Here is a 19,590-nt window from a genome sequence, read left to right on the forward strand (position 1 = left end):
TAATGACACAAGATATCACACCGAAAATTCAAGACCAATTAAATTTATCGGCCTTGATTTTAAAGAAAAATCATAAGCAAGCTAACTTAAGCAGTTGGTCCGGCTTTAACTTAGAAGATAAAAAGCACGTAAAGCAAGCCGAAAGATTATTAACCATTTTAGGTATAAAATCAGGCTTACATTTGCGCAATAGTTTACAGCATTACGAAAGTGGATTAATGGTTTCTCAAGCTTTTGAGAAACTAGCAGCTGAGTTTAGAAACGACACCACAGAAACTTTTGAAGCCAAATACCGAGCTTTAAATAACCCTCAAACACAAAACACCTATAAAACGGTGTGGAAATATCGTTTTAGTTTAAAAAACCAAAAACTAAGGGGATATGAAATAGCAATGTATATTTTTCAAATGCGATTAGGTCTAGTTTTAGGTTTTATCACTACCGAAGAAATGATTTTACGTTTAGAAGAAGTAAATACCACCATAAAATCTACCTTTTCAAGCTGGGGAGAATTTCATAGAAATGTATGCATAGGAGATGAATATGTATTAGGAGTTACAGAACAGGACGTTAGTACATTTCCTAATATGAGCACCTTATGGGATCACTATCAACGCTTACACATAGAACACGCCGAATGGTTTAAAAACTGGAACAAATGATTATATCATCAAAAGACATCATCACCTACATAGAACAAGCAGAAGCGTATTATAAAAATAACCAGTACCAGGCTTTACAGACGGTAATTGATAAAATTCAAGAATATGTAACTTTATTGAGTGAACCCGAAGATTTCGCCAGGTTTTATCGCATTTACATGCGCTATCTAGGCGTTTATGAAGAAATGAATATGCCTGTTTTAAAGTCGTATTTACAAGCTTTAATAGATTGTGGACAAGTACAAGCATCAGATTTTGAATACGTCTGTAGTTTTTACAAAGACTGTGAGCAAAGTGTTTACGAGGATGCTTTAGTTCGTTATCCGTATAACGACAGCTTACAATTACATTATGCTTTTAAATTGCAAAATGAAAAACGTTACCAAGACGCTATTTTGGTTTTAAAGTATCTTTTAGAGTGCTATCCAGCCTTAACAGAAGCTCGTTTTTTACTTTGGGATATCCAAGCCGCACAATTAGAACATATTTGTGATGCTGATGAAGAGGCAGATTGTAATGAGTTATTAGATTTAGCTTCGGCAACGCACAACAAAACCGTTTTAAAAGGCTTACAATTAGATGAGCGTTTAGACCTACCTAGCCAAACTTTAGCCAATATGCAAGTGTCTATGTGGGAAAACAAATCTATAGACAATAAAGCCTTGTGGAATTCAGAATGGAAACATTTAGAGATAACGGATAAAACCCGTATGCTATTGGTAGATTATTTCCAATCGTTTATGAGGTACGATATGGTGTCTCAAATTATAAAAGACCCTGGCGAGCCACAGCTACCAGAAGAAGACTATAGTAATTTTGAAGCGTTTAAAATCTATATGCAAGATTTTGCAAACTCGGGATGGCAATTGGCGCAGCATTATTACCTACGCTATGGCGATTCGGCTTACTATCATACCAAAGACAGAAATGTTTTAAATCAATGTGTACAACAGGGGTTAACCTTAAATCCTAAAAACCCGAACCTATTCGTTTTAAAAGCACGTGCTTTTTTCTTTGTTAAAAATTACAAGCAAACTGGAGAAGCTTATCACGACGCCTTTAGAAACGGCCTTAGAATGAGTGAGTATCTATTTTATTTACTAGAAGTGAATAGCCGTATAGAAAGCTGGCAAGGGATTTTAGATATTGTGGAACAATTTCATAGAAGACAGCCTACAACGCTTAAAACCTTATTTTTTAAAGCACGTGCTTTGGTGAAATTGTCGCGTTTTGATGAAGCATTGGTTGTTTTGAATGAGGCCTTAGAAGATTTCCCGTTACCATCACATTCTTACGCGCCTTGGCTGTATAATTTAAGAATGATTATTCATATGAATAATCAAAACTACACCGCGTTTTTTGAAGATATGCAATCTGAAATCAATTATTATAAGATTGGCGATACAGATTACTGCAGCACTATGAATTTGTGTGTGGAAGCCCTTTTAGAAATGAGCGATTATAAAGAATGCCACAAATATGCCATTTATAATCACGAACAAGGACAATTAGCACCAGAATTGTATCCTATTTTTAAGTGGATTTGTTATTATGATTATTTACCATTACCCGAAGATTTAGCACCAGCCTCTGAAGCCGATTTGGTTGAAATGCCAACTACGTTTATAGAGTTTAGAAATAATGGTTTAATCCACTGGATTTTAAATAATTTTGATGCCGCCATCGGTAATCTTAGTCAAGCCGCACATATGGCAAATAACAAAGCCTTTTACCTTAAAATGGTAGCGAGTTGTGCAGAAGATAGTTTTGATAGTGCGGAAGCTTTATCCGCTTACAAAACCGCAAAAGAGCAGGCCCCAGAAGCAAGCGATTACAAAACGTTTTTTAAGTTATATAATTTTTATAATGAAGAAAATGAGCCAAAAAAAGCATTAGAAACACTTCAGCATTCTATACAAAGTTATCCCGATTACACCTTTTTTGATTTTCCTAGGGATGAATATAATATGATGTTGAGAAGCCATAAAATGCTATCTCAACAATTAGAAGATGTAGACGGATTTACCAAATACAACGCTATGTTTTTAAGTAAAGATAAACCATCAGTTCAGGCCTTATGTGATCAATTAACGCATGTAAAAACCCATTTCGCATCGGATGATTTTTTACTACATAATATATTAGAAGAACTTTCACAACACGATGAAGATTTTCAAAATGAAGAAAAAGAACTGTTAAAAAAGACCAAATCTAAAATTAGGGATCTACATTTCAACTAAAAGGTGTTACGTTTACACACCATTTCATGAAATTGTTTCCTATACATTTTTTTGTTTCTGTTTGCCTTATGCTAGGCATAAGCTTGTCGATCTCTGCTCAAACTACAGAAGACAAACTATTAGACTCGTTGTCTGGTGCTTATTCCAGAAATTTACATACAAAACCTCAAGCCGCTAAAGAAGCAGCACTGCAGTGGCTTAAGGAAAGTAGACGATTAAATAAAAACCTTCAAGAAGCCCAAGCACTTTATGCTTTGGGGAATTTGGCTAATATTATGGGCGATTATAAAAGCACCATAAAGTATACCAATGAAACCATTGCCTTACTTAAAGCATCAAATATTGAGAAAGGGCTTGCCGCATGTTATAATATTTTAGCCTCTGCTTATAAAAGTTTAGGCGAATACCCTAAATCTATTGATAACTTTATGGAGTGTTTGCGATATGCAAGACTAACGAATAATCAAGTGCAAGAGGCTAATGCCTATCAAAATATTGCTACATTATATTTACTTCAAAAAGACTATAAAAAATCTGCAGAAAATTTAGATCGTGCAGCGGAATTGTATCGCATAAAAGGAGATGTAGACGGAGAGTTCACTACCCTATTTAATTTTGCAAATATCTATAAAGAACAAGGTAAATTCGAGCAAGCACGAAAACATTACCAAACTGTTTTAGAGTACAGAGTAAAAGAAGGAAACAATGCAGTTGTGGCTTATATAAATATTAATCTCTCACAGATGTTAGTGCTCGAAGGTAAATGTAGAGAGGCCATAATTGCATTAAAAAAAACCTTAGTATTATTAGAAGAACTCAAATTTCACTCTGACATTGTTATTGTATTAAACGATTTAGGGCTATGCGAAAGCAAACTAGGACATACAAAATCTGCCATCAATTATTTTCAACGTGCCTTAGCCATTGGAGAGAAACAATCCTTATTTCAATATAAATCTGACATTTATAAAAACTTAGCGCAACTTTATGAAAAAGAAAATAATTACAGAAAAGCATTAGAGTTTTATAAAAAGGGAGTTGCAAGCGTAGCTGAACAGAACTCTTTAGATAAGGAAAAATACGTCGTAGAAATTCAAGAGCGTTATGAGACAGAGTTAAAAGAAGCCAAAATTCAACTGTTAGAAAAAGAGCAGAAATTAAGCGATGCCGAATTGCAAAAAGCAGAATTAACTGTAAAGCGTCAGCATGTTTTAAGAAATGCCTTAATTGCCGGTTTTATTTTGGTCTTAATTAGTCTTGTTATTTTAAGATTATCGTATGTGAAGCGCTTACGTATTCAAAAAGAATTGAGTGTTCAGCAAGAGAAATACGCTAAGCAGAAACTTTCTGAAATGATGAAAGATCACAAACTATCAGTGATTGAACGTTATCAAGAAGGACAAGACGAAGAACGATCGCGCTTAGCACGCGAGATTCATGATGGTATTGGAAGTGATTTGGCAAGTATAAAAATTGCCTTTGAGCATTATACAGAACAGCACGAAGAAGACCTAAAATCGAAACGCATTGCAACCGCTATAAGTAACGCCTGTATTGATTTACGTAGCTTATCGCATCAATTACATCCCCTACCCTTTTCAAAAATAGGTTTTACAAGTTTCTTAAGTGATTTCATTAATCAGGTTATTAAAAAATCTGATCTTAATATACAAACGTATTTATTTCCGAGAGAAGACATTGATTTATTACCAGACGAACTTTTGGCAGATGTTTATCGCATTGTTCAAGAACTAATTAATAATATCATAAAACACGCGGAAGCCTCGCATGCAGATGTGCAACTCACCAAACATAAAGATCATTTAAATATTGTGGTTAATGATAATGGAAAAGGGTTTCAAAAAAGTAAAAAACAAGGCATAGGGCTCCGAAATATTAAGGAACGATTGCAAAAGATAAAAGGGACTTTAGATATTGATAGTAATTCAGGACATGGCACCTCTATAACTATAGACATTCCTACAAATTAATATATTTTGAAAAAAGCAAATATAATATTAGCAGACGATCACTTAATGTTTCTAGAAGGTATAAACACCATTTTAAGCGATATGCAAGAAATAGGTGACGTCCATTTAGCAACTGAAGGCAAACAAGTATTAAGATTGTTGAATCAATTTGAAATTGATTTAATTATTAGCGATATCAGTATGCCAAAAATGGATGGTATAGAGCTACTTACAGAGCTTAAGAAAAAACATGATAGTGTAAAAATTATTATGTTGAGCATGCTAGACAATCACAGAACGGTACATAAAGTGATTCAAAAAGGAGCCGATGGATTTATCCCTAAATTTACGAGCAAAGAGGAGTTACAAACAGCTGTCAGAACTGTTTTGGATAATGAACACTATTTTTCTGAAATTATTAAACAACGCTATATGGAAAGTGTCTTTGAACGTAAAAAATATAAAAACATAGAATTGTCCCCACGTGAAAAAGAAGTTTTAAGTCTTTTGGGAGATGAATTGACGTCAAAGGAAATTTCAGAGAAACTATTTATTTCGGTTAATACAGTAGAAACGCATCGTAAAAATATACTCTTAAAAACGGGGTCTAAAACGACTACAGGTGCTGTAAAATATGCTATAGAATCTGGCCTATTTGATTAACAAAATAATTTATTATTTTGTTCTAATACCTTCAGCCTCTATGGTGCTTATTATTTGTCTTAGTTCTTCTGAGTAAGACGTAGTATCATTTGCATCAGTTAATAACTCGCCACGATAGATAAATTTAGTATCGAAATCAAAATATACCACATAAAGACCTGTTTGTGGATTTCTCCATTTTCCTTTTCCGTTATTTACAATTCGTTTATCCTCTAAATACTGTAACCAGGCGCCTCTAGATAGAGACGATTTATCCATATAAATTTTGCTATTTTCAGTGGCTATATAATGAGGGTATGGGATTTCTAATTTACTTTGTATGTTTTTTAGAACCATTGTTTTTAGACGTTCAAATCCCGCTGCTTTTTTAGACAACACCATCGACTTTGCTTGCCACTTATCATCGTCTACCTCTAATGGAATCGTTATAAATCCATTAGGGTGTGTCGCTGTTTTAATTAGTAAACTAAATTGAAAAGCGGTATTTATCTCTTTAAACGATTTATTTAGTCTGTTAATGAAACGCATTATTACGTCCTCTAATTCCTGTGGTTCTATATCTCGTTTAAAATTTAAATCAATAGTTTCTGTAGAAAAGGTTATTTCTGGAATATCATTTTTAAAATCGGTAACCACAGCTTGTCTAGCTTCGTAACGGGCAATTGCATCTTTATATAAATCGTCTACCGTTATTCTATCTGCTGCAGCATACATAGACAAGGTGTCGTTTTCTAATATGTTCTTCAGGTTAAGATGGGTGTAAAATGCAATTTCAGGAATATCTTTATCATATATAAGTACACCGTACATATTAGGATCCATGGTTGCGGCATTAAAAAACAGACTTAAATCACTATAACCGAGTTTTCCTTTGTATTTGTTTTGTAAATATTCTTCTAGATTACGTGCTGCCTTCTTTTTAGGAATTCCGATATACTTGGAGCACCCAGCTAAAACAAGGATTAATATTAGAAAACAAACTATAGATATAATTGTAATTTTCATGGTTTTTAAATTAAAAAATAAATGTAGCGTAATCTATAAGCAAAGCACTCACGGAATTCAGTGAGTTTCTTTATTCCCTTATTAAGGGTGTTTTTAAACCTATGACTTCCTATACCTTTGAAGTATTAATTAAATTAAAATAACGAATTATGGGATTACAAGAAAAAAGAGCAGCAAAATCTATAGAGGATCAATATTTAGCGGATTATCAAAAAGAAATTAATGAGATTGTCGGTAAAGAATTGCCAATTCATATTAATTGGGACACTTTTGAATTAGATTTTATAAAGTTTGTGCCAAGTGTATGTTTACAACGTCTTACTGACGGTATAAAATTGGTTTGTAAAGACGATATGGGAAAAGAGGCAATGGCAGAGAGTGTAAATTCGATTGAAGTATACTGCATCCCAAATGAAGGGGCTGAAGCTAAAAAAGAATTAAAATTAGAGGATGGAGTATTTTCTTTAACAGCATGCTGGGGTGGTCATCACAGTGGTTATTTTATAGATTTAACAATCCGTGAATATCTAGAAAATAATTTATAGTCTCAACACTATAATTAAAAACAAGGAGAAGCCAAGATTGTGTTTCTCCTTTTTTTTATCAAATAATAAAGGGGTCATAGTAGCATAAAAAAAAGCCTTTAAGATAATTCCTTAAAGGCTTTTTTTTATAATTGTTTATGGAAAACTTTGTACTAACTTAGTTTCACATTATTAAAGGACACCCCTTTCATAATTACGTTAAAGTACGCATCACTGTGGGCATTATATTCAGAAAAAGACTGACTAAAACTGACTACGGTGGCCTTTTCAAATGCTATAGTTACAGAAGCTGATTCTTGATCTCTATGATAAACCTTAGCACTACCAGACCATTCGCCAGGTTGATTAGAAATCCATTCCATAAACAAAGGATCATTAATCATTTTTATTGTCCCTGAAAAACTGACTTCTATCGGTTTTTTTTCCTCTGTATAATAATCATTACTAAAGCTATAATCACAATGACTTAAGACAAAAGATTTCGTTGTATTGTTATCTTTTCTTATTAATAATTCTATTCGACTTACTACATTAGAATCTTGCATATTGATTTATTTAAAGGTTATAAAAATTTTTCGATTTGATCTTGTAATTGTTTCGCCTTAAAGAAACTCTTTAAGCCTTTAGAGGTATCTATTGTAATTGTAACAACCTCTTTATCTCGTTTTAAGCTATTTTCGCTTCCTAAACAGAAATTAATAGTAGAAAAAGCCTCTGTAAAAGCAGCTTTTGCCAAGTGATCTGTTGCTATTATAGAAAGCGTTTCTTTTAATAACGGTACAACTTTTGAAGCATAAAACTTATCCAAATCTTCAGGAGTTCCGTCGTGCACATAACCAATAGACATTTCTTTTTCTAAAGCGTCTTTAGTTTCTAATTCTAAGTTTTTAATATCTTTCTTAAGCTGAAGTACTGTTGGTATATCATCTGCATCTGGAGTAAAAGGAATATTTCCATCAGATAAAAGGTAAGTATGCTTATTTATGTTACTCAAAGAAATCGATGAAATAGAGCGTACTTCTATATATTGAAATTGCGCATCGCGATCATAAATATCACATAATAAAACTACTTTTTTCTCTGCATCATAGTTGACAAAAAATCCAGAAGCAGTGTCTGAATGTGTAGAGATTGCAACCTTAGGCATACGCGGTCTTTCTTCTTTTCTTTCTATATCTGCTATTTCTTGTACTATTGCTAAAACCTCATTAGTATCTAATACCGGTAATTGTAACATTGTTTTAAAATCCATATTTGTAAGTTTTTGTTCCTTACAAAATTGAACATTTAAACACATACTTTTCTAACCGTATTCAGGGATATTGTAACATTAGTAATTTTAGTTTACAACAACTGTATGCTTCTTAAAAAGCACTGTATTGAATATAAAGGCCTTAAACCCAAGGAGTATTATGCTTAGATAACAATCTTTATTAAAGTGTCCTAAAAAGTTAATTGCACAAAAATAGTATCCGTTTTTAGGTTTCAGATAAGTCTCTTTTTAATTCAGAATTGAACATAATAAATGAGGTAATTTTATTTTACTCAGGATACTCAATCCTTAAATGGTAAATATTTGCCAATTTAGATTTTAGAACTTTTTTAAGTGACTGAATCTCTTTAAAAGTAATATTCGCATTTAAAAACTGACCACTTTCCATTTGTTTGTTAATAATGTTTTCTACAAAATCATTAATTTTAGTAGTTGTAGGTTCTTTTAAACTCTTTGAAGCCGCCTCTACACTATCGCACATCATTAGAATTGCAGTTTCCTTACTAAATGGTATTGGTCCAGGATATCTAAAATCTTTAATATCTACAGATTCATTTGCTGCCTTTTCTTTCATGTAGAAATAATAAACTAAACTGGTGCCATGATGCGTTCTTATAAAATCTATAACACGATCAGGTAAATTATTTTTTTTAGCGATTTCAATGCCGTTTATCACATGATCTATAATAATTTTCGCACTTTCTTTATTCGATAATTCATCATGTGGATTAATACCTGTACTTTGATTTTCGGTAAAATACGTTGGATTATTCATCTTACCAATATCATGATATAAAGCTCCTACCCTAACTAGCATGGCATTTGCACCAATTTCGTTGGCTGATGCTTCAGCTAAATTGGCCACATTTAACGAATGATGAAAGGTTCCTGGTGCTCTATTCGATAACTCTTTTAGCAACTTGGTATTAGTATCAGAAAGTTCTAAAAGTGATACATCAGAGACTAATCCAAAGATTTTTTCATAAATGTAGATTAAAGGTTGCACAAACAACGTCGCTAAACCACAAAGAATAAACATTCCAAAAACTTCAATTTTTAAACCTGTTAATTGTCCTTCGTGAATAACAAAAAATGCAAAGTATGCTATGATATAAATAAATGTTATTTGACCTACTGAAATAAAAAGATTGGCACGCTTATACAATTCTGAAACCGTTAAAATAGTCACCATACCAGCTATAATTTGTAGAAACATATACTCATAACTATTTGGCACTATAAAACCTAACAGTAAAACGGTGAGTACATGAGTAAACAAGCCTAACCTAGCATCAAAAAACGCTTTTAAAACTAAGGGTAAAATACATAAAGGCACTACATATATAAACTGAGAATTAAAATTGATAACCAAGGTGCTTAACAATATCATTAAGGCAATATTGAAAAATATAAAGGTCACCTTTGTATTATTTAAAAAGACTTCCTTTCTATACTTACTTAGAAATAATAGCAGCATTAAAAGTGCTAATGCCACCAGCAACGTATACGCAATTAGCACCCAATTGTAATTAGCAGAATTCCATACCTGAGACTCATATTCAGACTTTAAGGATCTTAAAATTTCATACTGAGCATCTTCAATAACTTGTCCTTTTGAAATAATAAGTTGATCTTTTTCTACGCGACCTCTAGTCAGCGATATTCTGGATAACTCTTCCTCAAGTGCTTTATCTGTTAAGCTACTATTTAATTTAGTGTTCGGTTTTATAACGTCGAAAAAAACAGAAATTAATTGTTTTTTTAATTCTGTAGGTATTGAATTACCTAAGTCAGCCTCAATGTGTTGGCGTAGATTACTAAGCTCCAGTAAGCTTCCGTACTTAATTTCCTTTTCAACTTTATTTGCGGTTGCTAGTTTTACTGGTCTGTCATCAGCGTAGTTATAATCTAAATCTAATATACCCGAACTGTATAAGTTTGTAATAATGGATTTTCCTTTATTATATAAATCAGAGTTTTCATTACTAAAATTACTAGAGTCTTTAAATACCTGATTAAATCTCATTAAATAATCAGATAAGACGTCATCTTCTATACCTCTATTAATTTCAAAATAAACTAGACTACTGTTTTTAATTTCATTCTGTTCAGATTCAATTTCAGCGTTAGACTTTTTAATAGCAAAATTAAATGGCGAATATAAATTTTCAGACTGCCATGGTTTTCCTTTCTCAAATGAATACCTAAACTTTCCTGTTTTGGGAAACAGGTAAACGATAAATAAAGTTGTTACAATGAACAACAAAATCTTATAGACTAAAGCGTGATTCTTATACCACTTATTGTAGAACACATTCATATGTTTAATCTCATCGTTTTTTAACGGTCACACCAGACTGCCGGCTGGCAGGTGGAACATCCATATAATTATACCTTTAGGAAATAAAATTTAATTCCTAATGTTTCATATACAATCAAATGTAATAAATATTAGAATTTTAGACGGCTAATATCATTAATACATTCTCAAATCTCTTAAAAAATGTTTAATTTCGCATCAAATAACATCAAACATAATCACAATGAATAAGGACGTCGTTATAGTTTCAGCAGTAAGAACACCAATCGGTAGTTTTTTAGGAGGTTTATCTACAGTGCCAGCACCACGTTTGGGAGCTACAGCAATTAAAGGAGCTTTACATAAAATTAACTTAAAACCTGAATTGGTAGATGAAGTTATTATGGGAAATGTAGTACAAGCTGGTACAGGACAAGCACCTGCAAGACAGGCGGCTATTTATGCAGGATTACCAAATACTATTCCTTGTACAACACTTAATAAAGTGTGTGCCTCTGGAATGAAAGCTGTAATGCAAGCTGCACAAGCTATTCAACTAGGAGATGCAAACATTGTGGTTGCTGGTGGTATGGAAAACATGAGTTTAATTCCACATTATTACCACGCCAGAAGCGCTACTAAATTTGGACCTGCTACTTTAGAAGATGGTATGCAAAAAGATGGTTTGGTAGATGCTTATGATAATAATGCCATGGGAGTTTGTGCAGATGCCTGTGCTACAGAATACAAATTCTCAAGAGAAGATCAAGATGCTTATGCTATTCAATCTTACGAACGCTCTAAAGCAGCTTGGGAAGCAGGTAAGTTTAAAGAAGAAGTGGTTTCTGTTGAAGTCCCTCAACGTCGTGGCGAACCTGTTATCGTTGATAAAGATGAAGAATTCGCGAATGTGAGAATGGATAAAATTCCGGCATTACGACCTGCATTTTCTAAAGACGGAACAGTAACAGCTGCAAATGCTTCTACGATTAATGATGGTGCTGCTGCATTAGTATTAATGAGTAGAGAAAAAGCTGAAGAATTAGGTTTACAACCCATTGCCATAGTAAAAGGATATGCAGATGCAGCACATGAGCCAGAATGGTTCACAACTGCACCTGCTAAAGCATTACCAAAAGCACTAGCAAAAGCTAATATTGATATAAAAGATGTTGACTTTTTTGAGTTTAACGAAGCTTTTTCTATTGTTGGTTTAGCAAATATGAAAATTTTAGGATTAGAAGATAGTAACGTTAATGTTAATGGTGGAGCTGTATCATTAGGACATCCATTAGGTTGTTCTGGTGCTAGAATTCTAGTAACGTTAATCAACGTTTTACACCAAAATGATGCAAAACTTGGAGCAGCTGCTATTTGTAATGGTGGTGGTGGAGCATCAGCATTTGTAATAGAACGCGCTTAACTAAACCTTATGCAATACGGCATTTGCAATCTTGGAATTGTACCGATACGACTAGAACCTAGCGATACCAGTGAAATGGTAACGCAAGCTTTGTATGGTGATTATTTTAAGGTCTTAGAACAACGCAAAAAATGGAGTCGTATTCGTTTTGCTTTCGATAAGTATGAAGGTTGGATAGATAATAAACAATATCTCGAAATAGATGAATCTAATTATAACGATTTAAATACATCTGATATACATTTATCTAACGATTTAATTGAATTTGTTTCAGATAATTCTAATAACTTATATCCTATTCCGGTTGGATCTGACCTAAATGGCTTATCACTATTTAAGCATCAATTTGATGGTGTTGCACTAACTTCAAAAAGTCCGAAAGAAAATATTGTAAAATCAGCATTTTTATTTCTGAATTCGCCCTATTTATGGGGAGGAAAAACACCTTTTGGCATTGACTGTTCTGGCTTTACCCAAATGGTTTATAAACTTAATGGATATAAACTATTAAGAGATGCCTCAGACCAAGCAACCCAAGGTGAAGCTTTAAGTTTTATTGAAGAAAGCGAACCAGGTGATTTAGCTTTTTTCGATAATGTAGAAGGTGATATTACACATGTTGGCATTATAATGAAAGATAATTACGTTATTCATGCACATGGAAAGGTAAGAATTGATCGTTTAGACCATAGTGGTATTTATAATATTGAAAAGAACACACATACCCACAAACTAAGGGTCATTAAAAAAATAGTATAAAAAAAAGCGACTTTTTTAAGAGTCGCTTTTTTTTTACACTAAGTAGTTGTTTTTAATTACCATTTGCAGAAGCCTGCATAGATTCAACTTTAGCTTTCATAGCTTTAAATTTATCCATTTCACCTATAGCACTATAAATATTCATTAAAGTTCTAGCAGCATCAATGTTTGTGTTTTTTAATTCCAAAGCTTTCTCTAAATAAGGAATTGCACTATGATAAACTTCAATACGCTTTTCTTTTAATTCATCGTACTTAATGTTATCAGCCTTACTAGTTCCTAAGCCATTCATTTCTTCAACGATTTTAGCTTCACCCTCTAAAATAACCACTGCTATATTAGTATAAGCATCTACATAGTTAGGATTAATAGCAACTGCTTTCTCGTAATACTTTATTGCTGCTTCAGAGTTTCCTCCTTCTGCTGCTAATACACCTAAGTTATACTGCAATTCTGCATTGTTTGGGTCTTTTTCAGTAGCTTCTTCCATCAACTCTCTAAACTTCTCTCTGTTACCCATTTTAAGATATACATTGGCTTCAGATAGTAATAATCCAATATCATCTGGATTTTCTTCTCTAGCATCTGCCATGGCACCTAAGGCTTTTTCATTGTCACCTTGAGAGACATAGATTAAAGCAATATTTTTCACAATTTCAGCCGTTTTAGACGGACTTCTTTGATCTCTTGGAGACTTATGTAACTTGGCCTTTACTGATAAATCTCTAGATACTTTGTCACCAAAACTTTCTTCTACACCAGTCTCAACATTTGTAGCATAATAGTTCATTTCTGCTCCATCATAACCCATGTTTTTAAGTTCAATATAATACTCTAAAGCTGTATCATAATCTGGCTCTGTAACTGCAGACGAGGCCGCGTAATATAAATATAAGGTGTCTTTTGGAGACATTCTATATACTTTCTCAAAGCGTTTTGCTGCTACACTATAATTTTTATTGGTAAAAGCATCATTAGCTTTGGTCAAAAAAGAATTAACCATATTTTTCGACATTTCATTAGCCTCTTGGGTATATTTTAATTTCCCCATTTTAGATTCTAAATCTTTCAAGTTATCTAAACTTGTAATAGCGTCATCTATTTCAGCATTTGTACCTGCACCATTGGCGTATAATGCTTGTGCTTTTAATAAGTAAAACTTAGCTTTAGACTTATCATCCATGCTTCCAATCAACGCTTCAGCTGAAGAAGCCGCTGCTTTAGCATCAGCAAAATTTGAATCTTTAAGTGCTTTTTCAATTTCTCTTATCTCTTTTTTTTGTGCATAAGACAATGAAGTAATTGCAAAAACTAGCATTATTGTCAGTAATTTTTTCATCTTGTATTAAATCGTTTTGTTGTTAATTATTCGCTTTCTGTGTTATTATTATCAATAGCCGTGCCATCCTCATTGACATCCTCATTGTCACGAACCTCAGCATCTATATCTATTTCCTCTTCTTCATCTTTCATTACTTTAGCTACAGCTGCTATAGAGTCATTTCCTTTTAAGTTAATTAGCTTAACACCTTGTGTTGCTCTTCCCATAACTCGTAAATCGGATACTGCCATTCTAATTGCAATTCCAGATTTATTTATAATCATTAGATCATCTTCATCTGTTACATTCTTAATAGACACTAAGTTACCTGTTTTTTCTGTAATAGAAATAGTTTTTACACCTTTTCCTCCTCTATTAGTAACTCTGTAATCCTCTAAACTAGAACGTTTTCCATAACCGTTTTCCGATACCACAAGAATATTGCTTTCCATATCATCTACGGCAACCATTCCTATAACTTCATCGGTTTTTTCATCTTGAAGTCTTATACCACGTACACCAGATGCATTTCTACCCATTGGTCTTGTCTTGGCCTCTTCGAATCGGATGGCTTTACCAGATTTTAAAGCTAACATCACTTGGCTTTCACCTGTTGTTAGTTTTGCTTCTAATAAAACATCATCATCCTTAATTGTTATGGCATTAATTCCGTTAGAACGCGGTCTAGAATATTGTTCTAAAGCCGTTTTCTTAACCTGACCTTTCTTAGTTGCCATTATGACATAATGACTATTTATGTAATCTTCATCCTTTAAATCTTGTGTACAGATGAAAGCCATTACCTTATCATCTTGCTCAATATTTATTAAATTCTGAATTGCTCTACCTTTTGACGTTTTAGAACCTTCTGGTATTTCATAAACACGCATCCAGAAACATTTACCTTTTTGTGTAAAGAACAACATATATTGGTGGTTTGTTCCTACAAATAAATCTTCTAAGAAATCTTCGTTACGCGTAGTTGATGCTTTTTGTCCAACTCCACCTCTATGCTGTGTTTTATACTCTGATAACGGAGTACGTTTAATATAACCAGCATGAGAAATGGTAATTACTACTTGTGCATCTGGAATCATATCTTCGATACTCAAGTCTCCTCCAGCATACTCAATTAAAGAACGACGCTCATCACCATACTTATCTCTTACAACTTCCAATTCTTCCTTAATAATATCCATACGACGTTCTTTTCTGTCTAAGATATCTTTAAGGTCTATAATTGTTTTCATGATGTCTTCGTACTCTGCACGTAACTTGTCTTGCTCTAAACCTGTAAGCTGACGCAAACGCATCTCTACAATAGCTTTAGCCTGTATTTCTGACAATTTAAAACGTTCAATCAAATTGTTTCGAGCTTCTTCTGCATTTGAAGAGGCACGAATAATTTTAATAACTTCATCAATATTATCTGAAGCTATAATTAAACCTTCTAAAATATGAGCACGTTCTTCTGCCTTTCTTAATTCATACTTCGTACGTCTTACAACAACCTCATGTCTGTGTTCTACAAAATAATGGATTAAATCCTTTAAGTTTAATAACTCTGGACGTCCATTTACTAAGGCAATATTGTTAACACTAAAAGACGTTTGAAGTGCTGTATACTTATATAATTTATTAAGAACGATATTAGGAATAGCATCTCGTTTTAAAACGTAAACAATTCGCATACCATTTCTATCCGATTCATCACGAATAGATGCAATACCATCCATTTTTTTATCGTTAACCAAGTCTGCAGTCTTTTTAATCATGTCTGCTTTATTAACTTGGTAAGGAATTTCAGTAACAATGATACACTCTCTACCTTGTACTTCTTCAATAATCGTTTTACCACGCATTACAATACGTCCACGACCTGTATGAAAAGCTTCCTTTACACCATCGTAACCATAGATTGTTCCGCCTGTAGGGAAATCTGGTGCTTTTATATGCTGCATTAATTCATCCACTTCAATATCGTTATTATCGATATAGGCAATGGTTCCATTAACGACTTCTGTTAAGTTATGTGGTGGCATATTGGTAGCCATACCAACGGCAATACCAGAGGCTCCATTTACTAAAAGACCTGGAATACGCGTTGGTAAGACCGTTGGTTCTTTAAGCGTATCGTCAAAATTTAATTTATGATCTACAGTTTCTTTATCAATATCGGCTAACATATCTTCAGATATCTTACGCATTCTTGCCTCTGTATAACGCATTGCTGCCGGACTATCACCATCTACAGACCCAAAGTTACCCTGACCATCTACTAACATGTAACGTAAACTCCATTCTTGAGCCATACGTACCATAGCATCATAAACTGAGGTATCTCCATGAGGGTGATACTTACCTAAAACTTCACCAACTATTCTTGCTGATTTTTTATGTGCCGAATTGGCCCTAATTCCTAGTTCATGCATACCATAAAGTACACGTCTATGAACTGGTTTTAAACCATCTCTTACATCTGGTAATGCACGTGACACAATGACCGACATTGAATAATCAATGTAAGCCGATTTCATTTCATCTTCAATGTTAATTGGAATGAGCTTCTCTCCTTCTGACATATATAAATTTAATTAGTTTTTTCGTACGTTTTCGTAACGCGCTAAGATAACCAAAATACTACTGTTTGTAAACAAAATCCATTCAATTTTTGGGAATTTTTATTAACAATATTTGATATCTTTTTAGTTGATAAGTATCTGTTTATTTCCTTTGATTTAAAACACTTTTTTAGTCTCTTCGTTTATAACATATAATTAAGGTATAGTTTTTGCCTTATACTCAATATGTTTTTATTATTTTTAAAGCAGAAAGGAATTTAATATGGATGATAATTTTTCCCCAAGAGTTAAAGATGTTATTGCTTACAGCAAAGAGGAGGCTTTGCGTTTAGGTCATGATTTTATTGGAACTGAGCATTTAATGCTTGGTCTATTAAGAGATGGCAATGGCAAGGCTATAGATATATTAAGCGCATTAGACGTAGATCTCAATCACCTAAGACGTAAGGTAGAGATATTAAGTCCGGCGAATCCTAATATCGTAACCAAATCGAACGAAAAAAAGAACTTGCACCTAACAAGGCAAGCCGAACGTGCGTTAAAAACAACCTTTTTAGAGGCAAAACTGTTTCAAAGCACTTCCATTAATACAGCACATTTACTATTATGTATTTTAAGAAATGAAAATGACCCTACATCTAAGCTTTTAAATAAGCTTAAAGTAGATTATGATAACGTTAAAGAAGAATTTAAATCTATGATTACTAGCGAAGATGATTATTTAGACACTCCAAAAGCAGAATCGTTTTCTGATGACAATATGAATGATGAAGAAGAGGCTAAGCAAAATCCATTTGGTGGACAAGCTAACAAAGCGAATAAGAAATCAAAAACCCCTGTTTTAGATAATTTTGGAAGAGACTTAACGGCTCTTGCAGAAGAAAACAAACTAGATCCTGTCGTAGGACGAGAAAAAGAAATACAACGTGTTTCTCAAATTTTAAGTCGACGAAAGAAAAACAACCCGTTACTTATAGGAGAACCTGGAGTTGGTAAATCTGCCATTGCCGAAGGTCTCGCCTTACGCATTGTAAAACGAAAAGTATCTCGTACCTTATTTAATAAACGTGTCGTTACTTTAGATTTAGCAAGTTTAGTAGCAGGCACCAAATATAGAGGTCAGTTTGAAGAACGTATGAAAGCCGTAATGAACGAGCTAGAAAAGAATGATGACATCATTCTATTTATTGACGAAATACACACTATCGTTGGTGCTGGTGGAGCTACAGGAAGCTTAGACGCTTCTAACATGTTTAAACCTGCTTTAGCAAGAGGCGAAATACAGTGTATTGGCGCAACGACTTTAGATGAATACAGACAGTATATTGAAAAAGATGGTGCTTTAGAGCGTCGTTTTCAAAAGGTTATTGTTGAACCAACTTCTGTTGAAGAAACGGTTGAAATTCTAAACAATATTAAAGGTAAATACGAAGAACATCACAATGTTAATTATACAGATGAAGCCATTGAAGCGTGTGTAAAATTAACGAACCGTTATATGACCGAACGTTTTTTACCAGACAAAGCTATTGATGCTTTGGATGAAGCTGGTTCTCGTGTTCACATTACAAATATCGATGTACCAAAACAAATTCTTGAATTAGAAAAGGAACTTGAAGAAGTTAAAGAAACCAAGAATAGCGTCGTTAAGAAGCAAAAATACGAGGAAGCTGCAAAATTAAGAGATGACGAAAAGCGTATTGAGAAAGAGCTATCTGCAGCACAAGAAAAATGGGAAGAAGAAACCAAACAACACAGAGAAATTGTAACAGAAGATAATGTTGCCGATGTCGTTTCTATGATGACCGGAATTCCTGTAAATAAAATTGCACAGACAGAAATCAATAAATTGTCTAAATTACCAGAACTAATTAAAGGCAAAGTTATTGGTCAAGATAATGCTGTTGCAAAAGTTGTTAAAGCTATTCAACGAAATAGAGCTGGACTTAAAGATCCAAATAAACCTATTGGGTCATTTATATTTTTAGGACAAACAGGTGTTGGTAAAACTCAATTGGCCAAAGTTTTAGCACGCGAGTTATTTGATAGTGACGATTCTTTAGTGAGAATTGACATGAGTGAATACATGGAGAAATTCGCAATTTCTCGTTTAATTGGCGCACCTCCTGGTTATGTAGGTTACGAAGAAGGCGGTCAATTAACAGAAAAAATAAGACGTAAGCCATATGCTGTTGTCTTATTGGATGAGATAGAAAAAGCACATCCAGATGTCTTTAACATGTTACTTCAAGTATTAGACGATGGGTATTTAACAGATAGTTTAGGTCGTAAAATTGATTTTAGAAATACAATCATTATAATGACGTCTAACATTGGAGCGCGTAAACTAAAAGATTTTGGGTCTGGTGTAGGATTTGGTACAGCAGCAGCTGTAGCTCAAGAGTCTGACCATGCAAAAGCAGTAATTGAAAATGCACTTAAAAAAGCATTCGCACCAGAATTCTTAAATAGAATAGATGATGTTATTGTCTTTAACGCCTTAGAGAAAGACGATATTACTAAGATTATTGATATCGAATTGGCTAAACTTATCGATAGAATTAAAGATTTAGGGTATCATCTTAAACTAACAAGTAAAGCCAAAGGTTATATTGCTGAAAAAGGATTCGACAAACAATATGGTGCAAGACCGCTTAATAGAGCAATTCAAAAGTATGTTGAGGATGCACTTGCCGAAGAAATCATTAATTCTAAAATTCACGAAGGTGATACCATTTCAATGGATTTAGATGAAAAAAATGATGTTTTAAGTATTAAAATTAAGTCTCCCAGTAAAACAACAGAGTCCTAGTTGATCTCAAATTGTTAAAAAAACTCTTTCTAATCG

General features: G+C 33.4%; 14 protein-coding genes. 8 read left to right on the plus strand and 6 right to left on the minus strand.

What is annotated here, in order from left to right; all coding sequences use genetic code 11:
* The first annotated feature begins 2 nt into the window (after positions 1–2).
* From ITJ86_RS09010 to ITJ86_RS09025, 4 genes are all read left to right on the plus strand, one after another.
* Positions 3–662 (plus strand): DUF1266 domain-containing protein, encoded by a 660-nt coding sequence (locus ITJ86_RS09010; RefSeq protein ID WP_195871306.1) that lies wholly within the window; start codon positions 3–5, stop codon positions 660–662.
* Positions 659–2,902, plus strand: coding sequence for a tetratricopeptide repeat protein (locus tag ITJ86_RS09015; protein ID WP_195871307.1), 2,244 nt, complete (start codon positions 659–661; stop codon positions 2,900–2,902). The genes ITJ86_RS09010 and ITJ86_RS09015 overlap by 4 nt, the downstream gene beginning before the upstream one ends.
* Before the next feature lie 83 nt (positions 2,903–2,985).
* Entirely contained in the window at positions 2,986–4,893 is a 1,908-nt protein-coding gene (locus ITJ86_RS09020; protein WP_230080260.1) for a tetratricopeptide repeat-containing sensor histidine kinase, read from the plus strand.
* Positions 4,894–4,899: 6 nt separating this feature from the next.
* Positions 4,900–5,535, plus strand: coding sequence for a response regulator transcription factor (locus tag ITJ86_RS09025; RefSeq protein WP_195871308.1), 636 nt, complete (start codon positions 4,900–4,902; stop codon positions 5,533–5,535).
* Between the two features lie 12 nt (positions 5,536–5,547).
* Here the strand turns inward: ITJ86_RS09025 and ITJ86_RS09030 are convergent, their stop codons facing one another.
* Positions 5,548–6,540, minus strand: a complete 993-nt coding sequence (locus tag ITJ86_RS09030) for a hypothetical protein (RefSeq protein WP_195871309.1) — start codon at positions 6,538–6,540, stop codon at positions 5,548–5,550.
* Positions 6,541–6,689: 149 nt separating this feature from the next.
* Here ITJ86_RS09030 and ITJ86_RS09035 point away from each other — a divergent pair, with 149 nt between their 5' ends.
* Entirely contained in the window at positions 6,690–7,085 is a 396-nt protein-coding gene (locus tag ITJ86_RS09035) for a hypothetical protein (RefSeq protein WP_195871310.1), read from the plus strand.
* Positions 7,086–7,237: 152 nt separating this feature from the next.
* Here the strand turns inward: ITJ86_RS09035 and tssD are convergent, their stop codons facing one another.
* The 3 genes from tssD to ITJ86_RS09050 all read right to left on the minus strand — a co-directional run bounded on the left by tssD (position 7,238) and on the right by ITJ86_RS09050 (position 10,678).
* Positions 7,238–7,630 (minus strand): type VI secretion system tube protein TssD, encoded by a 393-nt coding sequence (gene tssD, locus ITJ86_RS09040; protein ID WP_195871311.1) that lies wholly within the window; start codon positions 7,628–7,630, stop codon positions 7,238–7,240.
* Positions 7,631–7,647: 17 nt separating this feature from the next.
* A complete protein-coding gene (locus tag ITJ86_RS09045; protein ID WP_195871312.1) occupies positions 7,648–8,337 on the minus strand; it encodes a hypothetical protein in 690 nt (229 codons plus the stop codon).
* Between the two features lie 289 nt (positions 8,338–8,626).
* On the minus strand, positions 8,627–10,678 hold the full coding sequence (locus tag ITJ86_RS09050; protein ID WP_195871313.1) for an HD family phosphohydrolase: 2,052 nt from the start codon (positions 10,676–10,678) through the stop codon (positions 8,627–8,629).
* Positions 10,679–10,901: 223 nt separating this feature from the next.
* Between ITJ86_RS09050 and ITJ86_RS09055 the strand changes: the two genes are divergently transcribed.
* Positions 10,902–12,080 (plus strand): acetyl-CoA C-acyltransferase, encoded by a 1,179-nt coding sequence (locus ITJ86_RS09055; RefSeq protein WP_195871314.1) that lies wholly within the window; start codon positions 10,902–10,904, stop codon positions 12,078–12,080.
* Positions 12,081–12,089: 9 nt separating this feature from the next.
* The gene (locus ITJ86_RS09060; RefSeq protein WP_195871315.1) at positions 12,090–12,839 is read left to right on the plus strand and encodes a C40 family peptidase; all 750 of its coding nucleotides are present in this window, start codon (positions 12,090–12,092) and stop codon (positions 12,837–12,839) included.
* A 52-nt stretch (positions 12,840–12,891) separates the two neighbouring features.
* Here ITJ86_RS09060 and ITJ86_RS09065 read toward each other — a convergent pair whose 3' ends face one another.
* Together ITJ86_RS09065 and gyrA are read right to left on the minus strand one after the other, a co-directional pair.
* On the minus strand, positions 12,892–14,178 hold the full coding sequence (locus tag ITJ86_RS09065) for a tetratricopeptide repeat protein (RefSeq protein WP_195871316.1): 1,287 nt from the start codon (positions 14,176–14,178) through the stop codon (positions 12,892–12,894).
* Between the two features lie 26 nt (positions 14,179–14,204).
* Entirely contained in the window at positions 14,205–16,742 is a 2,538-nt protein-coding gene (gene gyrA, locus ITJ86_RS09070) for a DNA gyrase subunit A (RefSeq protein ID WP_195871317.1), read from the minus strand.
* Positions 16,743–17,004: 262 nt separating this feature from the next.
* Between gyrA and ITJ86_RS09075 the strand changes: the two genes are divergently transcribed.
* Complete coding sequence (locus ITJ86_RS09075) at positions 17,005–19,554, plus strand: ATP-dependent Clp protease ATP-binding subunit (RefSeq protein ID WP_195871318.1); 2,550 nt, start codon at positions 17,005–17,007, stop codon at positions 19,552–19,554.
* Positions 19,555–19,590: the final 36 nt, after the last annotated feature.

The sequence above is a fragment of the Winogradskyella marina genome (genome assembly GCF_015645385.1).
Lineage (GTDB): Bacteria > Bacteroidota > Bacteroidia > Flavobacteriales > Flavobacteriaceae > Winogradskyella > Winogradskyella marina.

Bases quoted from the DNA above. Each gene is read 5' to 3' on its own strand.
- ITJ86_RS09030 (WP_195871309.1), bottom strand. From the start codon at position 6,540: ATGAAAATTACAATTATATCTATAGTTTGTTTTCTAATATTAATCCTT.
- ITJ86_RS09015 (WP_195871307.1), top strand. From the start codon at position 659: ATGATTATATCATCAAAAGACATCATCACCTACATAGAACAAGCAGAA.
- ITJ86_RS09060 (WP_195871315.1), top strand. From the start codon at position 12,090: ATGCAATACGGCATTTGCAATCTTGGAATTGTACCGATACGACTAGAA.
- ITJ86_RS09035 (WP_195871310.1), top strand. From the start codon at position 6,690: ATGGGATTACAAGAAAAAAGAGCAGCAAAATCTATAGAGGATCAATAT.
- ITJ86_RS09045 (WP_195871312.1), bottom strand. From the start codon at position 8,337: ATGGATTTTAAAACAATGTTACAATTACCGGTATTAGATACTAATGAG.
- tssD (WP_195871311.1), bottom strand. From the start codon at position 7,630: ATGCAAGATTCTAATGTAGTAAGTCGAATAGAATTATTAATAAGAAAA.
- gyrA (WP_195871317.1), bottom strand. From the start codon at position 16,742: ATGTCAGAAGGAGAGAAGCTCATTCCAATTAACATTGAAGATGAAATG.
- ITJ86_RS09065 (WP_195871316.1), bottom strand. From the start codon at position 14,178: ATGAAAAAATTACTGACAATAATGCTAGTTTTTGCAATTACTTCATTG.
- ITJ86_RS09075 (WP_195871318.1), top strand. From the start codon at position 17,005: ATGGATGATAATTTTTCCCCAAGAGTTAAAGATGTTATTGCTTACAGC.
- ITJ86_RS09050 (WP_195871313.1), bottom strand. From the start codon at position 10,678: ATGAATGTGTTCTACAATAAGTGGTATAAGAATCACGCTTTAGTCTAT.
- ITJ86_RS09055 (WP_195871314.1), top strand. From the start codon at position 10,902: ATGAATAAGGACGTCGTTATAGTTTCAGCAGTAAGAACACCAATCGGT.
- ITJ86_RS09010 (WP_195871306.1), top strand. From the start codon at position 3: ATGACACAAGATATCACACCGAAAATTCAAGACCAATTAAATTTATCG.